18 protein-coding genes and 1 tRNA gene are annotated in these 21,313 nt (G+C 60.6%); 15 read left to right on the forward strand and 4 right to left on the reverse strand.

What is annotated here, in order from left to right:
* The first annotated feature begins 23 nt into the window (after positions 1-23).
* Genes HB633_RS21355 through HB633_RS21365 form a run of 3 tightly spaced genes read left to right on the forward strand, consistent with a single transcriptional unit; the run spans position 24 to position 1,804 of the window.
* Positions 24-428: a PaaI family thioesterase gene (locus tag HB633_RS21355; protein ID WP_213780141.1), complete on the forward strand. Its 405-nt coding sequence runs from the start codon at positions 24-26 to the stop codon at positions 426-428.
* Between the two features lie 7 nt (positions 429-435).
* Complete coding sequence (locus HB633_RS21360) at positions 436-1,311, forward strand: patatin-like phospholipase family protein (protein WP_213780142.1); 876 nt, start codon at positions 436-438, stop codon at positions 1,309-1,311.
* Positions 1,312-1,327: 16 nt separating this feature from the next.
* Positions 1,328-1,804, forward strand: coding sequence for an OsmC family protein (locus HB633_RS21365; protein WP_213780143.1), 477 nt, complete (start codon positions 1,328-1,330; stop codon positions 1,802-1,804).
* 1 nt (position 1,805) lies between these two features.
* Here HB633_RS21365 and HB633_RS21370 read toward each other — a convergent pair whose 3' ends face one another.
* Positions 1,806-2,819: a D-2-hydroxyacid dehydrogenase family protein gene (locus HB633_RS21370; RefSeq protein WP_056358926.1), complete on the reverse strand. Its 1,014-nt coding sequence runs from the start codon at positions 2,817-2,819 to the stop codon at positions 1,806-1,808.
* A 510-nt stretch (positions 2,820-3,329) separates the two neighbouring features.
* Between HB633_RS21370 and HB633_RS21375 the strand changes: the two genes are divergently transcribed.
* The gene (locus tag HB633_RS21375; protein WP_213780144.1) at positions 3,330-5,180 is read left to right on the forward strand and encodes a phosphoenolpyruvate carboxykinase (GTP); all 1,851 of its coding nucleotides are present in this window, start codon (positions 3,330-3,332) and stop codon (positions 5,178-5,180) included.
* A gap of 326 nt (positions 5,181-5,506) precedes the next feature.
* A complete protein-coding gene (locus tag HB633_RS21380; RefSeq protein WP_213780145.1) occupies positions 5,507-6,628 on the forward strand; it encodes a LysR family transcriptional regulator in 1,122 nt (373 codons plus the stop codon).
* 89 nt (positions 6,629-6,717) lie between these two features.
* Here the strand turns inward: HB633_RS21380 and HB633_RS21385 are convergent, their stop codons facing one another.
* The 3 genes from HB633_RS21385 to dprA form a co-directional block, all read right to left on the reverse strand.
* On the reverse strand, positions 6,718-9,363 hold the full coding sequence (locus HB633_RS21385) for a DNA topoisomerase III (protein WP_213780146.1): 2,646 nt from the start codon (positions 9,361-9,363) through the stop codon (positions 6,718-6,720).
* A gap of 214 nt (positions 9,364-9,577) precedes the next feature.
* Positions 9,578-9,955, reverse strand: a complete 378-nt coding sequence (locus tag HB633_RS21390; protein ID WP_213780147.1) for a thioredoxin family protein — start codon at positions 9,953-9,955, stop codon at positions 9,578-9,580.
* A gap of 92 nt (positions 9,956-10,047) precedes the next feature.
* Positions 10,048-11,334, reverse strand: a complete 1,287-nt coding sequence (gene dprA / locus HB633_RS21395) for a DNA-processing protein DprA (RefSeq protein WP_213780148.1) — start codon at positions 11,332-11,334, stop codon at positions 10,048-10,050.
* 212 nt (positions 11,335-11,546) lie between these two features.
* Between dprA and def the strand changes: the two genes are divergently transcribed.
* The 10 genes from def to queC all read left to right on the forward strand — a co-directional run bounded on the left by def (position 11,547) and on the right by queC (position 21,312).
* Positions 11,547-12,050, forward strand: coding sequence for a peptide deformylase (gene def / locus HB633_RS21400; RefSeq protein WP_213780149.1), 504 nt, complete (start codon positions 11,547-11,549; stop codon positions 12,048-12,050).
* Between the two features lie 49 nt (positions 12,051-12,099).
* Positions 12,100-13,092 (forward strand): methionyl-tRNA formyltransferase, encoded by a 993-nt coding sequence (fmt, locus tag HB633_RS21405; RefSeq protein ID WP_213780150.1) that lies wholly within the window; start codon positions 12,100-12,102, stop codon positions 13,090-13,092.
* A 44-nt stretch (positions 13,093-13,136) separates the two neighbouring features.
* The gene (locus HB633_RS21410) at positions 13,137-13,778 is read left to right on the forward strand and encodes a LysE family translocator (RefSeq protein WP_213780151.1); all 642 of its coding nucleotides are present in this window, start codon (positions 13,137-13,139) and stop codon (positions 13,776-13,778) included.
* Between the two features lie 132 nt (positions 13,779-13,910).
* Complete coding sequence (gene htpX, locus HB633_RS21415; protein WP_213780152.1) at positions 13,911-14,768, forward strand: zinc metalloprotease HtpX; 858 nt, start codon at positions 13,911-13,913, stop codon at positions 14,766-14,768.
* A gap of 202 nt (positions 14,769-14,970) precedes the next feature.
* Complete coding sequence (gene rsmB, locus HB633_RS21420; protein ID WP_213780153.1) at positions 14,971-16,455, forward strand: 16S rRNA (cytosine(967)-C(5))-methyltransferase RsmB; 1,485 nt, start codon at positions 14,971-14,973, stop codon at positions 16,453-16,455.
* A gap of 62 nt (positions 16,456-16,517) precedes the next feature.
* Entirely contained in the window at positions 16,518-17,084 is a 567-nt protein-coding gene (locus HB633_RS21425; protein ID WP_255581056.1) for a DUF4390 domain-containing protein, read from the forward strand.
* Positions 17,074-19,503 (forward strand): PAS domain-containing sensor histidine kinase, encoded by a 2,430-nt coding sequence (locus HB633_RS21430; RefSeq protein ID WP_213780154.1) that lies wholly within the window; start codon positions 17,074-17,076, stop codon positions 19,501-19,503. Before HB633_RS21425 ends, HB633_RS21430 begins: the two co-directional genes overlap by 11 nt.
* Positions 19,504-20,229 (forward strand): response regulator, encoded by a 726-nt coding sequence (esaR, locus tag HB633_RS21435; RefSeq protein WP_213780155.1) that lies wholly within the window; start codon positions 19,504-19,506, stop codon positions 20,227-20,229.
* 98 nt (positions 20,230-20,327) lie between these two features.
* A tRNA-Phe gene (locus tag HB633_RS21440) sits at positions 20,328-20,403 on the forward strand.
* A gap of 174 nt (positions 20,404-20,577) precedes the next feature.
* Positions 20,578-21,312 carry a 7-cyano-7-deazaguanine synthase QueC gene (queC, locus tag HB633_RS21445; RefSeq protein ID WP_213780156.1) on the forward strand — a complete coding sequence of 245 codons (735 nt, stop codon included), beginning with the start codon at positions 20,578-20,580 and terminating at the stop codon, positions 21,310-21,312.
* The last annotated feature ends 1 nt before the right edge of the window (position 21,313 follow it).

A 21,313-nucleotide genomic window follows, 5' to 3' on the forward strand; every position in this document is an offset into this window, starting at 1 on the left:
CCGTGCTTTAAAAAACCAAAATCATGGATGATTCCGCTATCCGCGCCTTGCTCGATTCCACTTTCGCGCCGTGGATCCGCGAACTGGGTTTATCGCCGGAAAGCGTCTCGGACGCGGGTGTCACGCTACGCCTGCCATACGCCGACAAACTGCGTCACGCGGGTGGCGTGATCTGCGGCCAGGTGTTCATGGCGGCGGCTGACACGGCCATGATCGTCGCCATTTCGCACGCACTCGGCGAGTTCCAGCCGATGACCACCGTTTCCCTGACCACAAGTTTCCTGCGCCCGGTCAAAGCTGGCGATGTCCTCGTTACCGCAACCATCTTGCGTCGCGGCCGCAATCTGGTCTTCGGTGAAATCGAACTCCACGATGAAACCGGCGCGCTCGCCGCGCACGCGACCACCACCGTCATGCTTCTCGCCTAAAAAACTTATGTTCGATCAAGTCGTGTTCGCCGGCGGCGGCAACCGCTGCTGGTGGCAAGCCGGTTTCTGGGACGTCATTCAGCCGGAATTGAAGCTGCGTCCGCGCGTCATCACGAGCATCTCGGCGGGCGCGGCGACCGCGTGCATGTTGTACACGAACCACTCGGAATGGGTGATGGACTACTACTCGCACGTGCTGCGCGACAACTCGAAGAACGCGTATTGGGGCAATTTGCTGCGCGGAGAATCGGTGTTTCCGCACTATCGGATTTATCGGCAGGCGTTGCTGGATATCTATGGCGCCGAGTTTGCCTCGCTGAAAGATGCGCCGGAGATTCGTATCGGCGTGTCGCATTTGCCACGCTGGCTCGGCGCACGCAGCGCGGTGGCGGCGGGATTGATCGCCTATAACATCGAAAAGTACGTGCGCAAGAACCTGCATCCCACGCTCGGGCAGGCGCTCGGGTTTCATCCGGAATTCGTCAAGGCGCAAGAGTGCGCGACGGTCGAGGATCTCGCCGACCTGATCCTGCAATCGTCGAGCACGCCGCCTTTCACGCCTGTTTTGCGCCGGAACGGCCGGCCTGTTCTCGACGGCGGCATGGTCGACAATGTGCCGGTGGGCGCGCTGGATGCATCGCCGGGACTGGTTCTGGTGATGGTGACGCGCGTGTATCCGCGCCCGCGCATGTTCGTGGTCGAGCACGGCGCAACGCGCGACCAGCGCCGCGTGTATGTGCAGCCGTCGCGAAAGGTGCCGATATCGGCGTGGGACTATACGAGTCCGGCGTTGATGAGGCCCGCATACGATCTGGGCCGGGCCGATGGCGAGCAATTTCTCATGCGTTTGCCCGAGGTGCTGGGCGCGGCGGCGCAACTCTGAACGGAGCTTCAATACGATGACCAAACAGCACAAGTACACGTTGCAAGTCGCCTGGACCGGCGATCAGGGTTCGGGCACGTCGAGTTACGACGCTTATTCCCGTAACCATCTGGTGCGTGCCGCGAACAAGCCTGCCATCGATGCATCGAGCGATCCGGCGTTTCGCGGCGACGCCACGCGCCACAATCCGGAGGAGCTGTTCGTGGCGTCGCTTTCGTCGTGCCACATGCTCTGGTATCTGCACTTGTGCGCCGTGAACGGCGTTGTGGTGACGGGCTACGTGGACGATCCCGTCGGGACAATGGAAGAAACGAAGCAGGGCAGCGGCCGTTTCACCGATGTCCTCCTTCGCCCGCAAGTGCTCATAGGTGCGGGCGGCGACGTGAAGCTGGCCGAGCGCCTGCACGAAGAAGCGCACGCGTTCTGCTTCATCGCAAACTCGGTGAACTTCCCCGTCCGATGCGAGCCGTCCACCGCCATTTCCACAATCTGATTTACCGCCGGCGTCCGCCAACCAGCGCTTCCGGATTGGCGACACTGGAGGTATCGCCGGCATCGAAGGCGAGAATGTTCTTGAACGCCGCCGAAAAATACAGCTCGTAGCTTTCGCGCTCCACGTAGCCAATGTGCGGCGTGCAAATCACGTTTTCCATGCGCAAAAGGCTGTAGCCCTGCAGGATCGGCTCGCTTTCATATACATCGATAGCGACCATCCCAGGCCGGTTGTGATGCAGTGCGTTGAGCAGCGCGTTTTCCTCGAGCAATTCGGCGCGGCTCGTGTTCACGAACAGCGCAGTCGGCTTCATGCGCATCAGGTCGGCTGCGGTGACAATGCCGCGGGTTTCATCGTTGAGACGCAGATGCAGCGACAGCACATCGCTTTGCTCGAACAACGCCTCCCGGCTTTCCGCGACATCGACACCGTCGGCACGCGCCGCCGCCTGCGAATTCTCGCGTCCCCAGACCACCACTTTCATGCCGAACGCTTTGCCATAACCAGCAAGCAACTGGCCGATCTTCCCGTATCCCCAAATGCCGAGCGTCTGACCGCGCAACACTTGTCCGAGCCCGAAATTAGGCGGTAAAGCCGAAGTCTTCAGGCCGGATTGCTGCCACGCGCCTTGCTTCAGGTTCGCGACGTACTGCGGAATGCGGCGCTGCGCCGCCATGATCAGCGCCCACGTGAGTTCGGCCGGAGCGATGGGTGAGCCACTGCCTTCCAGCACGGCAATGCCGCGCTCGGTACAGGCATCGAGTTCGATATGGCCGCCCGCCTTGCCGGTCTGGCTGATCATGCGCAACCGCGGCAATTTATCGAGCAATTGAGAACTGATACGCGTGCGTTCCCGGATCAAAACGAGGGCTTCGACTTCCGAGAGTCTGCTAGCCAACTGTCCGAGCCCGCGCACCGTGTTATTGAAGACTTTGACTTCGTGATCTGCAAGCAGATTGAAGCAATCAAGCTTACGAACGGCATCTTGGTAGTCGTCGAGGATGGCAATTTTAATTGGCATGGATTGGCTTTTGATAGGCATCAAACGTGCTGCAGAAATTCGAAGATGGACAGGAAACGACGAGCTAAGTTCGGGTAATTACGTATAAATTCGCCGAAATATGGGTATCGTGTCTTGCTAAGCTGCTGGTGATATCGCAATGATTACCGCTCGCCAGCAGGCGACTGGACCACAAATATTTAAAGCTTTGTTGAACGCGAAACGAGCAGTTTAGCTAACTTGGCCGACCGCACGTTTGCGCATTCACGCATCGCAAAAGCCGGAACACCGGCAATCGATGGAGACATTCCTATCTCTTTTTAACAGTTTGTTCCGTGCCGACGCAAGCCGCGATTCAGACGGCAGTCGCGGCCGGACCGTCAACTCCCCGACGCAAGCCTTGGTTTTGTGTCGCCGACTGTGCGTGAGTTCCGCCGCGCAGTTCATCGGTGACGTGAAATGCGCCTCTCGCGAGCAGCGCCGGCGGGTTGCAACCGTTTTCTCTTTCAGAACGGAGTGTGCTCGATGAACCAGCCCGCAGTAGTGGACCACAACCTCACCGGTCGTGATGCGCCGGCCTACGTCAATAACCGGAAACTCATCGATTGGGTGGAGCAGGTCGCCGTGCTCACCAAACCCGATCGGGTTGAATGGTGCGACGGGTCGGAGGCGGAATACGACCGGCTATCGCAACAAATGGTCGAAGCCGGCACGCTCAAGCGCTTGAATCCCGCGAAACGGCCGAACTCTTATCTGGCATGTTCCGATCCGTCCGATGTCGCGCGTGTCGAGGACCGCACGTACATCTGCTCGGCGCGCCCGGAGCAAGCTGGACCGACCAACAACTGGATCGACCCGAAGGAAATGCGCGGCACGCTGAACGGCCTGTTCGACGGCTGCATGCGTGGCCGCACGATGTACGTCGTACCGTTTTCGATGGGACCGCTCGGCTCGCCGATCGCGCATATTGGCGTGGAGCTCACGGACAGCCCGTACGTGGTCACGAACATGCGCATCATGACGCGCATGGGCAGCGCGGTGTATGAAGTGCTGGGCACGGACGGCGAGTTCGTGCCGTGCGTGCATTCTGTCGGCGCGCCGTTGCAAGCCGGACAAACGGACGTGCCGTGGCCTTGCAATGACACGAAGTACATCGTCCATTTTCCGGAAAGCCGCGAGATCTGGAGCTTTGGTTCGGGTTACGGCGGCAACGCGCTGCTGGGCAAGAAATGTTTCGCGCTGCGAATTGCATCGACGATGGGCCGCGACGAAGGCTGGCTCGCCGAGCATATGCTGATTCTCGGGGTGACATCGCCGGAAGGTCGCAAGTATCACGTCGCGGCGGCGTTTCCGTCGGCTTGCGGCAAGACCAACTTCGCCATGCTGATCCCGCCGGAGGATATGTCGGGCTGGAAGGTATCGACCATTGGCGACGACATTGCCTGGATCAAGCCCGGCCGCGACGGCCGTCTTTACGCGATCAACCCCGAAGCCGGCTACTTCGGCGTGGCACCGGGCACGAGCGAAAAGACCAACTTCAACGCCATGGCAATGCTGAAGGAGAACGTCATTTTCACGAACGTGGCGCTCACCGACGACGGCGATATCTGGTGGGAAGGCATGACGGACAAGCCGCCCGCACATTTGATCGACTGGCAGGGCAAGGACTGGACGCCGGAATCCGGCACGAAGGCCGCGCATCCAAACGCGCGCTTTACGGCGCCGGCGTCGCAGTGTCCATCGATTGACGCTGATTGGGAGAATCCGGCGGGCGTGGCGATCGATGCATTCATTTTCGGCGGACGCCGTTCGGACACGGTGCCGCTCGTGACCGAGGCGCGCAACTGGAACGAGGGCGTCTACATGGCCGCGACCATGGGCTCGGAGACCACGGCCGCCGCGGCCGGCCAGCAAGGCGTGGTGCGCCGCGATCCGTTCGCGATGCTGCCGTTTTGCGGCTACAACATGAGCGATTATTTCGGACACTGGCTCAAGATGGGCGAGCGCCTGGCGCAACTCGACGCAAAACTGCCGAAGTTTTTTTGCGTGAACTGGTTCAGAAAAGGCGCGGATGGCAAGTTCGTATGGCCGGGCTTCGGCGACAACATGCGCGTGCTGACGTGGATTATCGGGCGTATTGAAGGCACGGCCAAAGGTGAAGAACACGCGTTTGGACTTTCGCCGACGTATGAGGACATCGACTGGGGCAAGCTCGATTTTTCGCGTGAAGAATTCGAACGTGTGATCTCCGTGCAGGGCTCGGAGTGGCGCGAAGAGTTGCAGTTACACGACGAACTGTTCAAAAAACTGGCTCAAGGACTGCCTGGCGAACTTGCCGAAACCAAACTCAGCATCGAAAAACGCCTGTCGGAGTAATATTCTTCAGACTTGATTAGTGACGGAAGTCAACGTAATCGCCGACAACGCGCCGCATAGGCGGCGCGCTGTTGTTTTGCCGCTTTACACTGTCAAAATTGCCTGAGCCAGCTTTTCACAATTCCGGCGCATCCTATTCAGCAACGCCGAGCGTTCCGATTTCAGCAACAATCCATCTCCTTTCACCTTACTGCTTGGTAAAGTCGAAATCTTTTGTCGGAAAAAGTCAGATTTCCGGCAACTTCTGCACGAAAACGCGAGTCCTAGGATAATTCCGAATTGCTTCAGGAATTTAAAAGAGGCCGTCTAGCAGCAGGAGTAGTCTCATGGATCATTTGCAGTCGATGAAAGTATTCGTCCGAGTGGCGGATCTTGGCAGTTTTGCCCGCGCAGCCGGCGCAATGGATATCTCAAACGCCGTGGCAACGCGCCATATCGCGGACCTGGAAGGGCGCCTCGGCACGCGTCTGCTCAACCGGACAACGCGCAGCCTGTCGCTGACCGAGTCGGGTCAGGTCTATCTGGAACGTGCGCGGCAGATCCTCGATGAACTCGAAGACGTCGAGCAAATGGTCGTGGCGCGCAACCACGAGCCGGTTGGATCGCTACGGATTGTCGCACCCGTCGTGTTCGGCCTGCACAACCTTGCCCCAGTGCTGCAGACGTACGCACAACGCTATCCGAAGGTCGTGCCCGACGTGACCCTGGTCGACCGCCAGGTCGATCTGGTGGAAGAAGGTTTCGATGTCGGCATTGTGATCGCGCGCCAGATGCGCAGCGCGAGCATTGTCACGCGGCGCCTGACGACCGGCTGCCTGACTGTCTGCGCAACGCCCGCGTATCTCGAAAAGCACGGCGTGCCGACGCGGCCTGAGGACCTGGCCGAACATCCGTCGTTGAGTTTGCCATCGGAATATTTCGGCGATGAACGCGTATTCACCGGTCCGGAAGGCGAAGTGCGCGTACGGCCGACGAACGTGATCGTCGCGAACAATACCGAGATGCTGCGCCAGTTCGCGCTGCTCGGCATGGGCATCGCGATCCTGCCGAGCTACCTGATTGGCAACGACACCACGCGCGGCAAGCTGGTCAGGCTCCTGGGCGACTACAAGCTGCCGCAGGTCGAGATCAACGTCGCTTATCCCAGCCGTCGGCATTTGCCGGCGAAGGTGCGCACGTTCATCGATCACCTGGTCGAGTATTTCAGCAAGACGCCGAATCATCAGCTCGGCGAGCAATGGGCGAAAGACGGCGCGTTGCAGCCGGGTTCCCCCGCCATCAACGACGCCGACAGCGAACCCCTGGTCGCGCACGCGGCTTACGCTGAAGCCGAAGGCGGCGAACGTTTTGAATCCCGTCCCACGGCCCCAGCCGATGACAGCAAGCTCAATGGCAAGCCGGTCAAGTCACGCACGCGCTCGCCACTTTCGATGCCATCGCCGTTCTGATATGGCAAGAGCGATACGCACTTCAATGTCGGAACGTGAAAAAGCCCGCGATTGCGGGCTTTTCTTATTGCAGCGATCGATTTGAAAGCCTAACTCGCGGTTTTCTTTGCAGGCGCCTTCTTGGCTGCAACCTTCTTCGCAGGCGCTTTCTTCGCCGCAACCTTCACGGTCGTTTTCTTCGCTGCGACCGCCACGTCGCCATCGCCTTCGTCTTCCGCTTCAGGCGCCGCGGCAGCCGTCGCGCCACGTTTGACCGCCGTCTTCGCACCCGGCTTCGGCTCTTTCTTCTCGAACTCGAAGCCAATCTTGCCGTCCGGCTGCTTCACAAGGAACGCCTTGAAGTTGCGGCCTGTGCGCGACGACTTGAAGCCCGTCAGCAGATCCGTGCGTCCCTCTTCGAGCAACTTCGTCATTTGCTCCCGCGACATTTCCTGCTGCAAGATCACCTTGCCCGAACGGAAATCGCAGGTCTTGGGGTTTGCGACAGAGTTCTCGCAGATGTAGCTCATGCCGTGCTCGTACACCTTCGAGTGACATTTCGGGCAAGCACCAACCGGCGTTTGGTCCGAGAAATCCACAGGTTCGCCATCTTCGCCGCCCGAGTCCTGACCGAAGTCAAATTCGAGCTTCCAGTTCTTGATTTCATCGTCGAAAGCAAGCTTCAGGATTGCCGAGAACGGCCGTCCCATCTTGCTGCGAAAACCCGACAACGGCCCAATGGTCTTGTCCTTGATCAATTGCTCGACTTCCGGAATCTCGAACTGACGCCCGCCGGGAATCTTCGACATCGAGAATTCGCACTTCGTACAAGCGAATCGCCGATAGTTTTCCTTGATCTGACTGCCGCAATTCGGGCACGGCGTTTCGAGCGTCGCGTAGTCGCCCGGAATGGTGTCCGAGTCGTATTCCTTCGCGCGCTTCACGATGGTCTGCGTCATGCGCGCGATTTCCTGCATGAACTCGTCGCGCGGGAGATTGCCGCGTTCCATCTGCGACAGCTTGTGCTCCCATTCGCCGGTCAGCTCCGGCGCCGTCAATTCCTCAACGCCCAAACCGCGAAGCAAGGTCATCAACTGGAAAGCCTTGGCGGTCGGAATCAGCTCGCGGCCTTCCCGCACCATGTACTTCTCACCCAGCAATCCTTCGATGATCGCCGCCCGCGTGGCCGGTGTTCCCAGCCCCTTCGCTGCCATTGCTTCGCGCAGTTCTTCGTCTTCGACGAGCTTGCCCGCGCCTTCCATGGCCGAGAGCAGCGAAGCTTCGTTGTATCGGGCGGGCGGTTTGGTCACGAGACCGTGCGCCGCGACCTTTTCCACGTCGACCTTCTCGTCCTTCTGCACTTGCACGAGGTTGTCGTCGTCGCCGCTGACTTCCTTGCCATAGACCTGCAACCAGCCCGGTTCCACCAGCACCTTGCCTTCGGTCTTGAAATGATGCCCGGCGACTTCGGTGATCCGCGTGGTGACCAGATATTCGGCGGCCGGGAAAAACACTGCCAGGAAGCGCTTCACAACGAGGTCGTAAAGCTTCTGCTCCGGCTCCGACAACGCTTTAGGCGCCTGCAGCGTCGGGATAATGGCAAAGTGATCGCTGATCTTGGAGTTATCGAAGATGCGCTTGTTCGGCTTCACCCAGCCCTTGTCCAGCACCTGCTTTGCGTGCGGCAAGTAGTTGTTGCTTTCCTTCAGCATGGCGAGCGTGTCTTTCACCGTCGGAATGTAATCCTCGGGCAACGCGCGCGCGTCGGTACGCGGGTAGGTCAGCACCTTATGCTTTTCGTATAGCGCCTGCGCCAGGCCGAGCGTGTTCTTGGCCGAAAAGCCAAAGCGGCCGTTGGCCTCGCGCTGCAAGCTGGTCAGGTCGAACAGCAAGGGCGACATTTGCGTGGACGGCTTCGCTTCTTCCGTAACGGTGCCGGTCTTGCCGCGACAAGCCGCAACAATCGATTCCGCCGCGGGCAGCGCCCACAAACGCGAGTCGCGCTGCTCCGGGTCGCCTTCGACGCGCTTGAACTTCGGGTCGAACCAGCGGCCTTCGTAAATTCCTTTTGCCGCGATGAACTCGGCGCGCACTTCCCAATAATCGCGCGGCACAAAACGGCGAATCTTCTCTTCGCGTTCCACGACAATAGACAACGTTGGCGTCTGAACGCGGCCAACGGTCGTCAGGAAGAAACCGCCGCCCTTGCTGTTGAACGCGGTCATTGCACGCGTGCCGTTGATGCCGACCAGCCAGTCGGCTTCGGAACGGCAACGGGCGGCATCGGCTAGAGGCTGCATGTCGGCGTCGCTGCGCAGATTCGCGAAGCCATCGCGGATGGAACCAGCCGTCATGGACTGCAACCACAGGCGCTGAACCGGCTGCTTGGCCTTCGCGTGCTGCGCGATCAGGCGGAAAATCAGCTCGCCCTCGCGCCCCGCGTCACAGGCATTGATCAGGCGATCAATGTCCTTGCGCTTGAGCAGCTTGGTCAGCACCTTCAGCCGCGATTCGCTTTTCGCGATCGGATTCAGGTCGAAATGCGGCGGAATCACCGGCAGATTGGCGAAACTCCACTTACCGCGCTTGACTTCGTATTCCTCGGGCGCGGCGATTTCCAGCAGATGGCCCACCGCCGACGACAGCACATAGTCGTCGCTCTCGTAATATTCGTCATGCTTGGTGAAACCGCCCAAAGCGCGCGCGATGTCGTTCGCGACAGAAGGCTTTTCAGCAATGATCAGGGCTTTGGACATGACTCGATTCTAGTTAGGGACAGGCATGAGGCCGGGTGACGGTTGCTTGTGCGACCGGGGTTCGGGCTCGTTAACGTCCGCTTTATAGCATATGGCGTGCGGCGCGCGGTCTGGCATTTAGCGAAACGCGGGCTGCCGAACGGTGTTTGGGGGCGCTTTGTGAAGCAGCGGCCTGACGCGTTTCAGCTTGTGAATGCGCTGGTCTGGACGCGGTCTACGCGGCGACCAGTGCAGGCCGTATTTTCGGCGCGCCGACCATGCCCGGCAACGCGCTCAAATCCGTCAACATCCTTGCCACGATGGACGTTTGCGGCAAAACCGTGCCAAAAAACCGGGTCGTAAAAGCGTCCTCGATCAAGATGGTCGGGAAGTTTTCAACATCCAGATCATCGAAACGGTCGGCCTGATTTTCAATATCGATCCACGCAAAGCAGATGTCCGGATGGGTATCGGCAAGCTTGTCGAAACCATCCCGATAATCCCGGCACGTCCCGCACCACTCGGCGCACAGGCAGGCGACGAGCAGTGTGCCGGCGCTCGCCATGCGCTCGGCGATCTGGTCGGCGTCGGTGTCGAGGTTCAGCGCGGGCATGATTCCTTGCGGTCCTTTCTTGGGCGTCGTGACGATTGGTGCGGTGTAGCAAACGGCTGAGTTTGTGGCGAATGTAGCATGACGTCAGAAGATCAGCGTTCGAGGCGGGTAAATCGGCCGCCCGGCAACGCGCCGATTCGCCCCGACATTTCAAGTTGCAACAACAGGCTTTGTAAGGTTGCGCCATCCATGTCGGTGCGTTCGGCAAGGATTTCAAGCGTGGCCGGGGAGTGACCAAGGGCATCGAGCAGACGTGCTGCGTCCGGGTTTTCGATTTTCGCCGATGCCCAGGAGGCCGTCGCGGGCTTGCCGGCCGACCCGCTTTGCAATGCCAACGTGAACTCGCTTTCGGGCGATTCTTGAGTGTGTATGTCTTTTGTGACGCGCGCTTTGGCGCGTTTTCGCGGCGACGGTGCGACATCTGATTCGGTTTCGATCTTGAAACCAAACTCTTCCAGAATGTCATCCGGTGTTTCAACGAGCTTCGCCCCTTGCTTGATCATTCGATGACACCCGCGCGAAAGCGGCGCGTGAATTGATCCGGGTATTGCAAAGACGTCGCGTCCCATTTCGTTGGCGAGCCGCGCGGTGATCAGCGATCCGGAGCGCATGGCCGCTTCCACGATCAAAACGCCGCTGGAAAACCCGGCGATAAGCCGGTTGCGCTGCGGAAAATTGGCAGAACGTGCGGGCGTTCCCAGCGGCCATTCGGAGACAATCGTGCCGTTCGCCGCGATTTCATGCGCGAGCGCGTGATGCGGCGGCGGATAAACCAGGTCCGCGCCCGTGCCGATCACGGCAATCGTGCCGCCCGGCCCGCTCATGCCGCCGCGATGCGCCGCGCCATCGATTCCGAGCGCAAGTCCCGACACGACGGCAAGTCCCGCATTGGAAAGCGCATGCGCAAACCGCCTGGCGTCTTCAATGCCTTGGGGCGTTGCGCTCCGGCTGCCGACGATCGCTACCGCCCGCGATTGCAGCAGATCGAGCCGACCCTTTACATATAGCAGCGGCGGCGGATCGGGCATGGTCAGAAGCGCAGGTGGATAGGCGGTATCGGCGAGCGTGACGATCGAATTACCCGGCACGGAGGCCCATTCCAGCGTGCGCGCGAGGCATTCGTCGAAAGAACCGAGTTCCGAGCAGGGCGGCGGCGCGAGCACGGCGCGAGCTGCTTTTTCCCCGGCGATGCCCGCCAGCGCCTCGAACGATTGATCCAGCACCGCGTGCGGACTGCCGAATTCCGCGAGCAATGCACGCAGTGCGATGGGCTGCAAACCGCTCGCATTCGCGAGACGCAGCCAGGCTGAAACGTCGTTCGGATCGGTTACGCCCAAGCGGGGCGCGGCATCGGCCGTCGGCAACAGGAAAGGCGTCATGTTAAAATTTTCATATACCGAAATAGAAAAGCTTGGCCGAGCGGTCACATTCGAGAGCGCAGGGACAAGGCGTTGCCGCAACTTTCGCGGCGCTGATCGGGCGTTGAATCAACGGGATTCAGCCCAATCATCTTCTCGATACCGGCATCCTTTTACAACCTGGCCGAATGGCCGACTATCGCGCGCTGCGGCGTGCATCGATAATCTGAATCATGGCTCTGCTACACATACTTACCTACCCGGACAAGCGCCTGCACAAGGTCGCGAAACCCGTAGAAGTCGTCGATGACCGGATTCGCAAACTCGTCGCCGACATGGCCGAAACCATGTACGCGGCGCCGGGCGTCGGCTTGGCTGCAACCCAGGTCGACGCGCACGAACGCGTGATCGTGATCGACGTCTCGGACACGCACGATCAGCTTCAGGCGTTCATCAACCCCGAGATCATCTGGTCGAGCGACGAAAAGCAGGATCACGAGGAAGGTTGCCTCTCCGTTCCGGGCATTTATGACTTCGTCGAGCGGCCGGAGAAGGTGCGCGTGCGGGCCCAGAACGAGAAGGGCGAGACGTTCGAGATCGACTGCGAGGGGTTGCTCGCCGTGTGCATTCAGCACGAGATGGATCACCTGATGGGACGGGTGTTCGTCGAATATCTGTCGTCGCTCAAGCAGACGCGGATTCGCGGCAAGATGAAAAAGCTCGAAAAGGCGCTGTGACGCGTCGATTCATGAAGTTCGATGCGGGGATTTGCAAGTTGGTGAATCGATGACTCAATCGTTGCGTGTCGTGTTTGCTGGAACGCCTGAATTTGCGGCCGCCGCGCTGGCAGCCATTCACGTCGCAGGCTTTCAGGTGCCGCTCGTGCTGACCCAGCCGGATCGGCCCGCTGGGCGTGGCATGAAGCTGGCCGCGGGTCCGGTGAAACGCTTCGCGGTCGAACATGGCCTGCAAGTCGCCCAGCCAACGTCCTTGCGGCGCAACGGCAAGTACCCGGAAGAAGCTGATGCGGCTATCGAACGTCTGAAAAATACGCCGCACGACGTTATGGTGGTTGCGGCTTACGGCTTGATCCTGCCGCAGGAAGTGCTTGATATCCCGCCGCTTGGCGCCATCAACATTCACGGTTCGTTGTTGCCGCGCTGGCGCGGCGCTGCGCCGATTCATCGTGCGATTGAAGCGGGCGACGCGGAAACGGGCATCACGCTCATGCAGATGGACGCCGGTCTCGACACGGGCGCGATGATCCGCGAAGGGCGCATCGCCATCACGCCGCAAGACACGACCGCGACCTTGCACGACCGCATGGCGCAACTTGGCGCTGATCTCATAGTCGATGCCCTGCGCGATCTCGAACGCGACGGCGCCTTGCCTTCGACGGCCCAGCCGCAAGACGGCGCGACCTATGCTGAAAAGATCGCGAAACATGAAGCGGCGCTCGACTGGCGTCGGCCGGCGAGCATGCTGGCGCGGCAGATTCGCGCTTTCGATCCGTTTCCCGGTGCGTTCGGAACTATCGATGGCGTCGCGGTGAAGATTTGGGCGGCGGAGCCCGTCGAACTGGATACGAAAGAGGAAGCTGGCGTGATCGTGGAAAGCAACGCGGAAGGCGTGATCGTGGCTTGCGGCCAGGGCGCGTTGCGGCTCACGCAGTTGCAAAAGCCTGGTGGCAAGCGCCTGCCGGTGAGGGAATTCCTTGCAGGATCGCCTATTGTTAAAGGGCAGCGATTCGAGCTTCGGGAAGTCGCGCCGGGCGCCTGAAGCAAGTTCTTTTGCAGAATTCCACCGTTTCCCGAAGGCCCGCAATGTTTGGAATCACCGGTTTCACACTATTCCTTCTGGCCGTCGTGCTGTTGAGCGTGACGCCGGGGCCGGACACGGCGTATATCGTCGGGAGAAGTGTGGCGCAGGGGCGTGGCGCGGGCGTTGTATCGGCGCTGGGAATCGCGGTGGGTTGCCTCGTGCACACAATGGCATGCGCGTTTGGCCTGACGGCGCTGCTGGCGGCATCGGCGACCGCGTTCACAATCGTCAAGTTCGCCGGCGCGATTTATCTGATTTATCTCGGCGTGCGCTTGATTTTGACAAAGCCGGCAACTGCCGCCGATACGCCGAAACCACGCACTGGCGCAGCGCCGAAAACACTTCGGCAAGTTTTTACGCAAGGCTTCTTCACCAACGTGCTGAATCCGAAGGTCGTGTTGTTTTTCGTCTCGTTCATCCCGCAATTCGTTGCTGCCGACAGCCCGCACAAGACGCTCGCGTTCCTCGCGCTCGGTTGCGTGTTCGTCATTATCAGCACGTTCTGGAACATTTTGGTGGCGTGGATTGCCGGCAGCGTGACGCAAAAGTTCTCCGGGAGGCCCAGCGTCAAGATTTGGCTGGACCGCGTGGTCGGCAGCGCGTTCGTCGGTTTGGGTATCAAACTCGCAACTTCGCACCGATGATTGAATTATTCTGCAATGCCCTTATCTAACATTTTGCTTACAATCCGTGACCGCTTGATTGGGTCAGGCAAATGGGCCGATCCGGCCGCTCGCGCGAAACGCGCATTGATATTTGGGTGAGGAGTTCAAGACATGTTCAATTGGGTCAAAACCGCGATGCTGATGGCAGCGATCACGGCCCTTTTTGTCGTGATTGGTGGAATGATCGGCGGCAGCAAAGGTATGGCGCTCGCCTTGGTCGTCGCCCTCGCGATGAATTTTTTCTCGTACTGGTTCTCCGACAAACTCGTGCTGAAGATGTACAACGCACAGGAAGTCGACGAAGCCACGGCGCCGCAGTTCTATCGGATGGTTCGCGAATTGGCGACCCGGGCGCAATTGCCCATGCCGAAGGTGTATCTCATCGACGAAGCCGCGCCGAACGCCTTTGCAACGGGGCGCAATCCTGAGCATGCCGCCGTTGCCGCGACCACGGGCATTCTGCGCGTGCTTTCCGAGCGCGAACTGCGCGGCGTGATGGCGCACGAGCTGGCGCACGTGAAGCATCGGGACATCCTGATTTCGACCGTATCGGCGACCATGGCCGGCGCCATTTCCGCGCTTGCAAACTTCGCGATGTTCTTCGGCGGGCGCGATTCGGAAGGACGTCCGTCGAATCCCATCGCGAGTATTGCGGTTGCGATTCTTGCGCCAATCGCCGGTGCGCTGATCCAGATGGCGATATCGCGGGCACGTGAATTCGAAGCCGACCGCGGCGGTGCGCAGATTTCCGGCGATCCGCAGGCGCTGGCGAGCGCGCTCGAGAAGATTCACGCGTATGCGTCCGGCACGCCGTTTCCGACGGCCGAGCAACATCCCGCAACCGCGCAGATGATGATCATGAATCCGCTGGCGGGCGGCGGGATTGCCAATCTGTTTTCAACGCACCCGGCGACCGAAGAGCGTGTTGCCCGGCTGATGGAAATGGCGAGAACCGGCCGGATGGAATGATCGCCGCGTTCTCAAAGCAGTAAAAGATCGGGCCCATTGCGACAAACGTCGAAATGGGCCCGGTCTTTTTTAGCCCGAAGGCCAGGGGCCTTGTCCGTTCGGCCAACGTTGCCGCCTCGATCCCGGACCATTCCCCCTCCCGGGCTACAATGCTTCGTTTGTGCGGACCGGCATTGGCCGGCTCGAACGCCTTCGCCCCAACATGACCGAAAAGCCTTCCCGACGCCGGGCCGTATCATCGGCGGACAGCAGCCGGGCGTTTCCCGACGCACGCCTCGCCACGCTGCACCTCGCCCCCGATTCGCTTGCGTTCGCGCTCGACGCGGCTGCGCAAGCGGTCGGCGCCGTGCGCGCCGGTTCCGCGCTGCCCGCGGCGTTGCAGACCGTGATCGCGGCCACGCACGTGGCTGTGTCGCGTGGCGCGACGCAGGACATCGCGTATCGCACATTGCGGCGCCTCGCCGTTGCCGACGCGTTGCTTGCCAAACTGGTGCGCAAGGCGCCGCCGCCGCATGTGTCGAACGTGATGGTGTGCGCGTTTGCATTGCTCGTGGACGAGGAAGCCGATGCCGCCTACACGCCTTTCACTATCGTCGATCAAGCCGTGAATGCCGTCGCGGCGCGGCGCGAGTTTGCGTTCGCGAAGGGCCTGGTCAACGCCGTGTTGCGCACGTTCCTGCGCGAACGCCAAACATTGCTGGCCGAAGTGCGGCGCGATCCGGTCGCGCGCTTCAACTATCCGGCGTGGTGGATCGACGCAGTCAAACGCGGCCAGCCGGACGAATGGGAACACATCCTTGACGCCGGCAATCTACAAGGCCCATTGACCTTGCGGGTCAACGCGCGGCGCATGACGGTCGAGCAATATCTCGATGTCCTGAAGGCCGAGCAGATTGAAGCTGAAGCCGCCGGCTTGCATGCCGTGCGCCTGACAACGCCGATGTCCGTCGACAAGATTCCGGGTTTCGCCGATGGCGTCGTCTCCGTGCAGGACGCTGGCGCGCAACTCGCAGCGCAGTTGCTAAATGTGCGCGACGGCATGCGCGTCCTCGACGCGTGCGCGGCGCCCGGTGGCAAGACTGGCCATGTGCTGGAACTGGCGAACGTTGAGATGATCGCGGTGGAAAGCGACGCGGGGCGCGCCAGACGCATTGGCGAAAACTTGCAGCGTCTGAATCTTCAGGCCGAGATTCGCGTCGGCGATGCAGGCAACCCCGCCGATTGGTCCGACGGCGATCCGTTCGACCGCGTTCTTGCCGACGTGCCGTGCTCGGCGTCGGGCATCGTGCGGCGTCATCCTGATATTCGCTGGTTGCGGCGTCCGTCGGACATTGCTGCGCTGGTTGAAGAACAGCGCCGTATCCTCGCCGCGCTCTGGCCGCTTGTCGCCACCGGTGGCGAGTTGCTCTACGTTACGTGCTCGATCTTTCCCGAAGAGGGCGAGTTGCAGGCGCAGTGGTTTGGAGAGGTGCACGAAGATGCGGTACGATTGGACGCGCCGGGGCAATTATTGCCGACATCCAGCCATGCCGGCACGGCTGGTTTGCAAGATTCACCGGACCCGGTCACGAACTCGCTGACGGACACTTCAGGCGAGGCGCAACGTACCCGTTCAACATCGAAACGGGACACGGAAGCCTTTGCGGACCACGACGGATTCTTCTACGCGCGCTTTCAGAAACGGTGACGATCAAACGCTTTTTTCCGCTGCGACGCGCGCTCGCCGGCCAGTCCGTGCCGGCCTTGTTGTTGAGCCTCGCGCTGAGCCTCATTTTGAGTCTCGCGCTGTCGTTCCTGCCGGTCGAGGCCGCGCAGGCCGATCCCATTGCTGTGCAGCGCGCGTCGCTGCAGGCCGACGGTACGGGCTGGAGCCTCGACGCCCGTTTCGACTTCGATCTCAACAGCAGCCTTGAAGACGCCGTGAACAAGGGCGTGCCGCTCTATTTCACGACGGATTTCGATTTGTCGCGACCGCGCTGGTATTGGTTCGACGAGGAACCGGTCAGCGTATCGCAAAGCATCCGGCTTTCGTTTCAGCCGTTGACGCGCGAGTATCGTGTGTCAACGGGTGGTTTGCAGCTAGGCTTCGGCACGCTTGCTGAAGCGCTCGCGGTGATCAAGCACGTGACATCGTGGCATGTGATCGATCGCAATCAGGTCGCGGCCGGCGAGACATATACGGCGTCCGTGCGCATGCAACTGGACATCGCACTGATGCCCAAGCCGTTCCAGATCGACGCGGTCAACAACCGCGACTGGAATCTTTCTTCCGACTGGAAGCGGTTCAATTTCACGGCGGCGCCCAATGCTAAATAAGCTCCGCCGACGGCCGTTGCGCCGCACGAACATGACGAGCATCGTGGTTCGCGCGCTGGTGGTCACGGTCGCGCTCACTGCTATTTTGCTGCTCGTAATGCTGGCGCTTGCCAGCGCGAATACCGAGTTTTTCGACCGTTATTATCAGTGGCTCTACGCCGCGAATCTCGCGGTTGCGGTCGTGCTGATCCTGATTGTGATCGGACTCGTGCTGATCATCGTCACGCGCGTCCGGCAGGGAAAATTCGGCACGCGGCTGCTGGCGAAACTCGCGTTCATCTTCGCGCTCGTGGGCGTCGTGCCGGGCGGGATCATCTACGTGGTGTCGTATCAGTTCGTGTCGCGAAGCATCGAATCATGGTTCGATGTGAACGTCGAAACCGCGCTCACCTCCGGGCTGAATCTCGGACGCGGCATGCTCGATGCATCGCTGTCGGACCTGCAGAACAAAGGCCGCCTGATGAGCGACCAGCTTGCCAGTGCTGACCCAACCAGCCTCACGCTCACCTTGCTGCGGCTGCGCGACCAGTTCAATGTGCAGGACGCGACCATTGTCGAACCCGCGCGCGGTGGCTCGGGCACCGCGCCCGATGTCCGCGTGATCGCGCAGGCGTCGAGCAATTTCGCCGCGCTCGTGCCCGACAATTTGCCAACGCCGCTGCAGCTCAGCCAGGCGCGGGGGCATCCGTACGGCGCAATCGAAGGGGAGGTCGATGGCGATTCGAGCTTGACCGGACCCAAGGGCGCGCTCAGGTTGAGGGTGATCGTGAAGATTCCCGATAGTTCTACAACCGAGCTGCAGCCGGCCGAACGTTTCCTGCAAATCGAACAGCCCGTGAGTACCGCGCTCGCGCGCAATGCCGACGCCGTGCAGCGCGCGTATCGCGAGTATCAGGAGAAGGCGCTCGGGCGGACCGGTTTGCGCAAGATGTACATCGGCACGTTGACGCTCGCGCTGTTCCTCGCGACCTTCATCGCGATGATGCTGGCGCTCGCGCTCGGCAATCAGCTTGCCCGACCGTTGTTCCTGCTGGCGCAAGGCACGAAGGAAGTGGCGGAGGGCGATTACACCCCCAAGCGTGAAGTGAAATCGCGCGATGAACTCGGTTTCCTCACGCAGTCGTTCAACGCCATGACGCGGCAATTGTCCGAGGCGCGTGCGGCGGTCGAGAACAACCGGATCGCGCTCGAGCATTCGAAGGCGTATCTCGAAAGTATTCTCGCGAACTTGACGGCGGGCGTGTTCGTGTTCGACCGGCAATTCCGCCTGACCACGGCCAATCGCGGCGCGGAACGCATCTTCCGGCAGCCGTTCAGCGGATCGCTGAATTTTCCGTTGGAGCAGATCGGCGTGCTGGCCGAGTTTGGCGCGATGGTGCGCAAGGCGTTCGCGGATCGCGATGCAGCCGCGAGCGGCAGCGGCCGGCCTATTGGCGATCGTGGTCACTGGCAGCAGCAACTTGCGGTTCCGGTGCCGGGCGAAACCGATCCGTTGACCTTGCTGGTACGCGGCACGCAGTTGCTGACCTTGACTGAAAGCGATACCGACGACGCCGAAACTACCGGCTACGTGGTCGTGTTCGACGACATCTCCGACGTCATCTCGGCGCAGCGCTCCGTTGCCTGGGGCGAAGTCGCGCGGCGTCTTGCGCACGAGATCAAGAATCCGCTCACGCCAATTCAATTATCGGCGGAACGCCTGCAAATGAAGCTCGCCGATAAACTCGCGCCCGCCGACGCAGACGTGCTCAAGCGCGGTGCCACGACCATCGTGAATCAGGTCCAGGCCATGAAGCAGATGGTCGACGATTTCCGCGAATACGCGCGCACGCCGCCGGCGGTGCTTGGCAACCTGCAGCTCAACGACCTCGTGGCCGAAGTGCTGACGCTGTATGGCATTGAAGAGGGCAAGAGCCCGATCAACGTCGAGCTGACAAAACTGCCGGTGATTCGCGGCGATGCCACGCAACTGCGACAGGTGATTCACAACCTGTTGCAAAACGCGCAGGACGCGGTCGCCGATGTTCCGGTGCCGCGCGTGCTGCTCGAAACGAAGACAGTAGAATATGGCGACCCTGATGCCTCCGGAAATGCCCGCGTGGCGGTGCGGCTGACGGTATCGGACAACGGTCCTGGTTTTCCAGCGCGAATTCTCTCGCGCGCGTTCGAGCCTTACGTCACCACGAAGGCAAAGGGCACGGGTCTGGGTCTTGCAACGGTGAAGAAGATCGTCGATGAGCATGGTGCACGCATTGACATCCGCAATCGTTCGAAGACTGCCGACGTGATCGAAGGCGCGCAGATCTCGATTCTGTTCCTGCAACTCGCGGACGATACCGCCGAACCGGGCGCATCGGCGCCCTCGGCGGCGGCGGGTCATGGAACGACAAAAGCATTAGTGCAGACAAGGGCAGCGTAAATGGCAACCATCCTGGTGGTAGACGACGAAATGGGAATCCGGGAATTGCTCTCGGAAATCCTGAGCGACGAAGGTCACGTGGTGGAGACGGCAGAAAATGCGCAGCACGCGCGAGAGTACCGGTTGCGGCAGGCGCCGGATCTCGTGCTGCTCGACATCTGGATGCCCGATACCGACGGCGTGACGCTGCTCAAAGAATGGGCGGCGCAGGGCAAGCTCACCATGCCGGTGATCATGATGTCGGGCCATGCGACTATCGATACGGCTGTTGAGGCCACGAAGATCGGCGCGCTCAACTTCCTGGAAAAGCCGATCGCCTTGCAGAAGTTGCTGAAGGCGGTCGAACAAGGGCTCGCGCGCGGTAATGCGCCGGCGCCTGTCGCCACGACCGCGTTGCGACCGCCGCTGCCGATGGGCGGCTCGACGGTGCCCGCTTCGGCTGCATTGCCGGTGGCGTCGTCGCTGAATCTGGCCGGTGGCGACAGCAACGGCCTGGGCGCAAGCCCGGCGGCGAATCCGACGGGAGCGACTGCGTCCATCTCTTTCGACATCCCGTTGCGCGATGCCCGCGATGCTTTCGAGCGCGCGTACTTCGAGTATCACCTCGCGCGTGAAAACGGCAGCATGACGCGCGTGGCGGAGAAGACGGGCCTGGAGCGCACGCACCTTTACCGGAAGCTGAAACAGCTTGGCGTGGACCTTGGTAAGAACAAGAGCGAAGCTTGAAGAGCATGCTGAGCAAGGCGCCGGCGATCGTTTCATCAAAAAAATCGCTAAAAGCGCTTGAGCGACATAATCCCCTTTGATATACTTTCGTTCTTCGTGGCCCGGTAGCTCAGTTGGTAGAGCAGCGGATTGAAAATCCGCGTGTCGATGGTTCGATTCCGTCCCAGGCCACCACAGTTGCAAAAAAGGCCCGGAAACCGAAAGGTTTCCGGGCCTTTTCCGTTGTGCGGCGACAAATGCGTAAAACAGCGCCATGCTAAAATCCTTGGTTCTTCAAAGACTTGGCTGATATAGAACGTCGCATTCAATCGTTAGCCAGATCGCGCAAACCCACTTAGGAGCTTCACGGTGACTCGGACAGACGCTAAAGACAGCGCGCTGGTGCTGTTTTCCGGCGGCCAGGATTCCGCCACATGCCTCGCTTGGGCCCTCGACCGCTTCAAAACCGTCGAGACGCTCGGGTTCGACTATGGGCAGCGGCATCGTGTGGAACTCGAGTGCCGGGACGGCTTCCGGGCATCGTTGAAAAAGCAGTTTCCGAAATGGGCCGACCGGCTCGGTGAAGATCACATGATCGATCTGTCCGTGCTCGGCGCCATCAGCGACACGGCCATGACGCGCGAGATCGAAATCGAAGCGACCGCGAACGGTTTGCCCAACACCTTCGTGCCCGGCCGCAACCTGATGTTCATGACCATCGCGGCCGCGATTGCGTACAGGCGTGGATTGAAAGTGCTGGTCGGCGGCATGTGCGAGACGGATTTCTCGGGCTATCCCGATTGCCGCGACGACACCATGAAAGCGCTGCAAGTCGCGCTCAATCTCGGCATGGATTCGCGCTTCCTGCTGGAGACACCGCTGATGTGGATCGATAAAGCCGATACCTGGCGTCTTGCCGAACAACTCGGCGGCGAAGCGCTCGTGGAACTGGTGCGCGTCGAAACGCATACGTGCTACGTCGGCGAACGTGCCGAGTTGCACGCGTGGGGCTTTGGCTGCGGCCAGTGTCCGGCGTGCAAGCTGCGCAAGCGCGGCTTCGAAGCCTACCAATCGGGTGAGCAAGTCACCACGGAACCAGTCTGAT

Origin of the sequence: Caballeronia sp. dw_276, from assembly GCF_018449635.1 — a bacterium.
Lineage (GTDB): Bacteria > Pseudomonadota > Gammaproteobacteria > Burkholderiales > Burkholderiaceae > Caballeronia.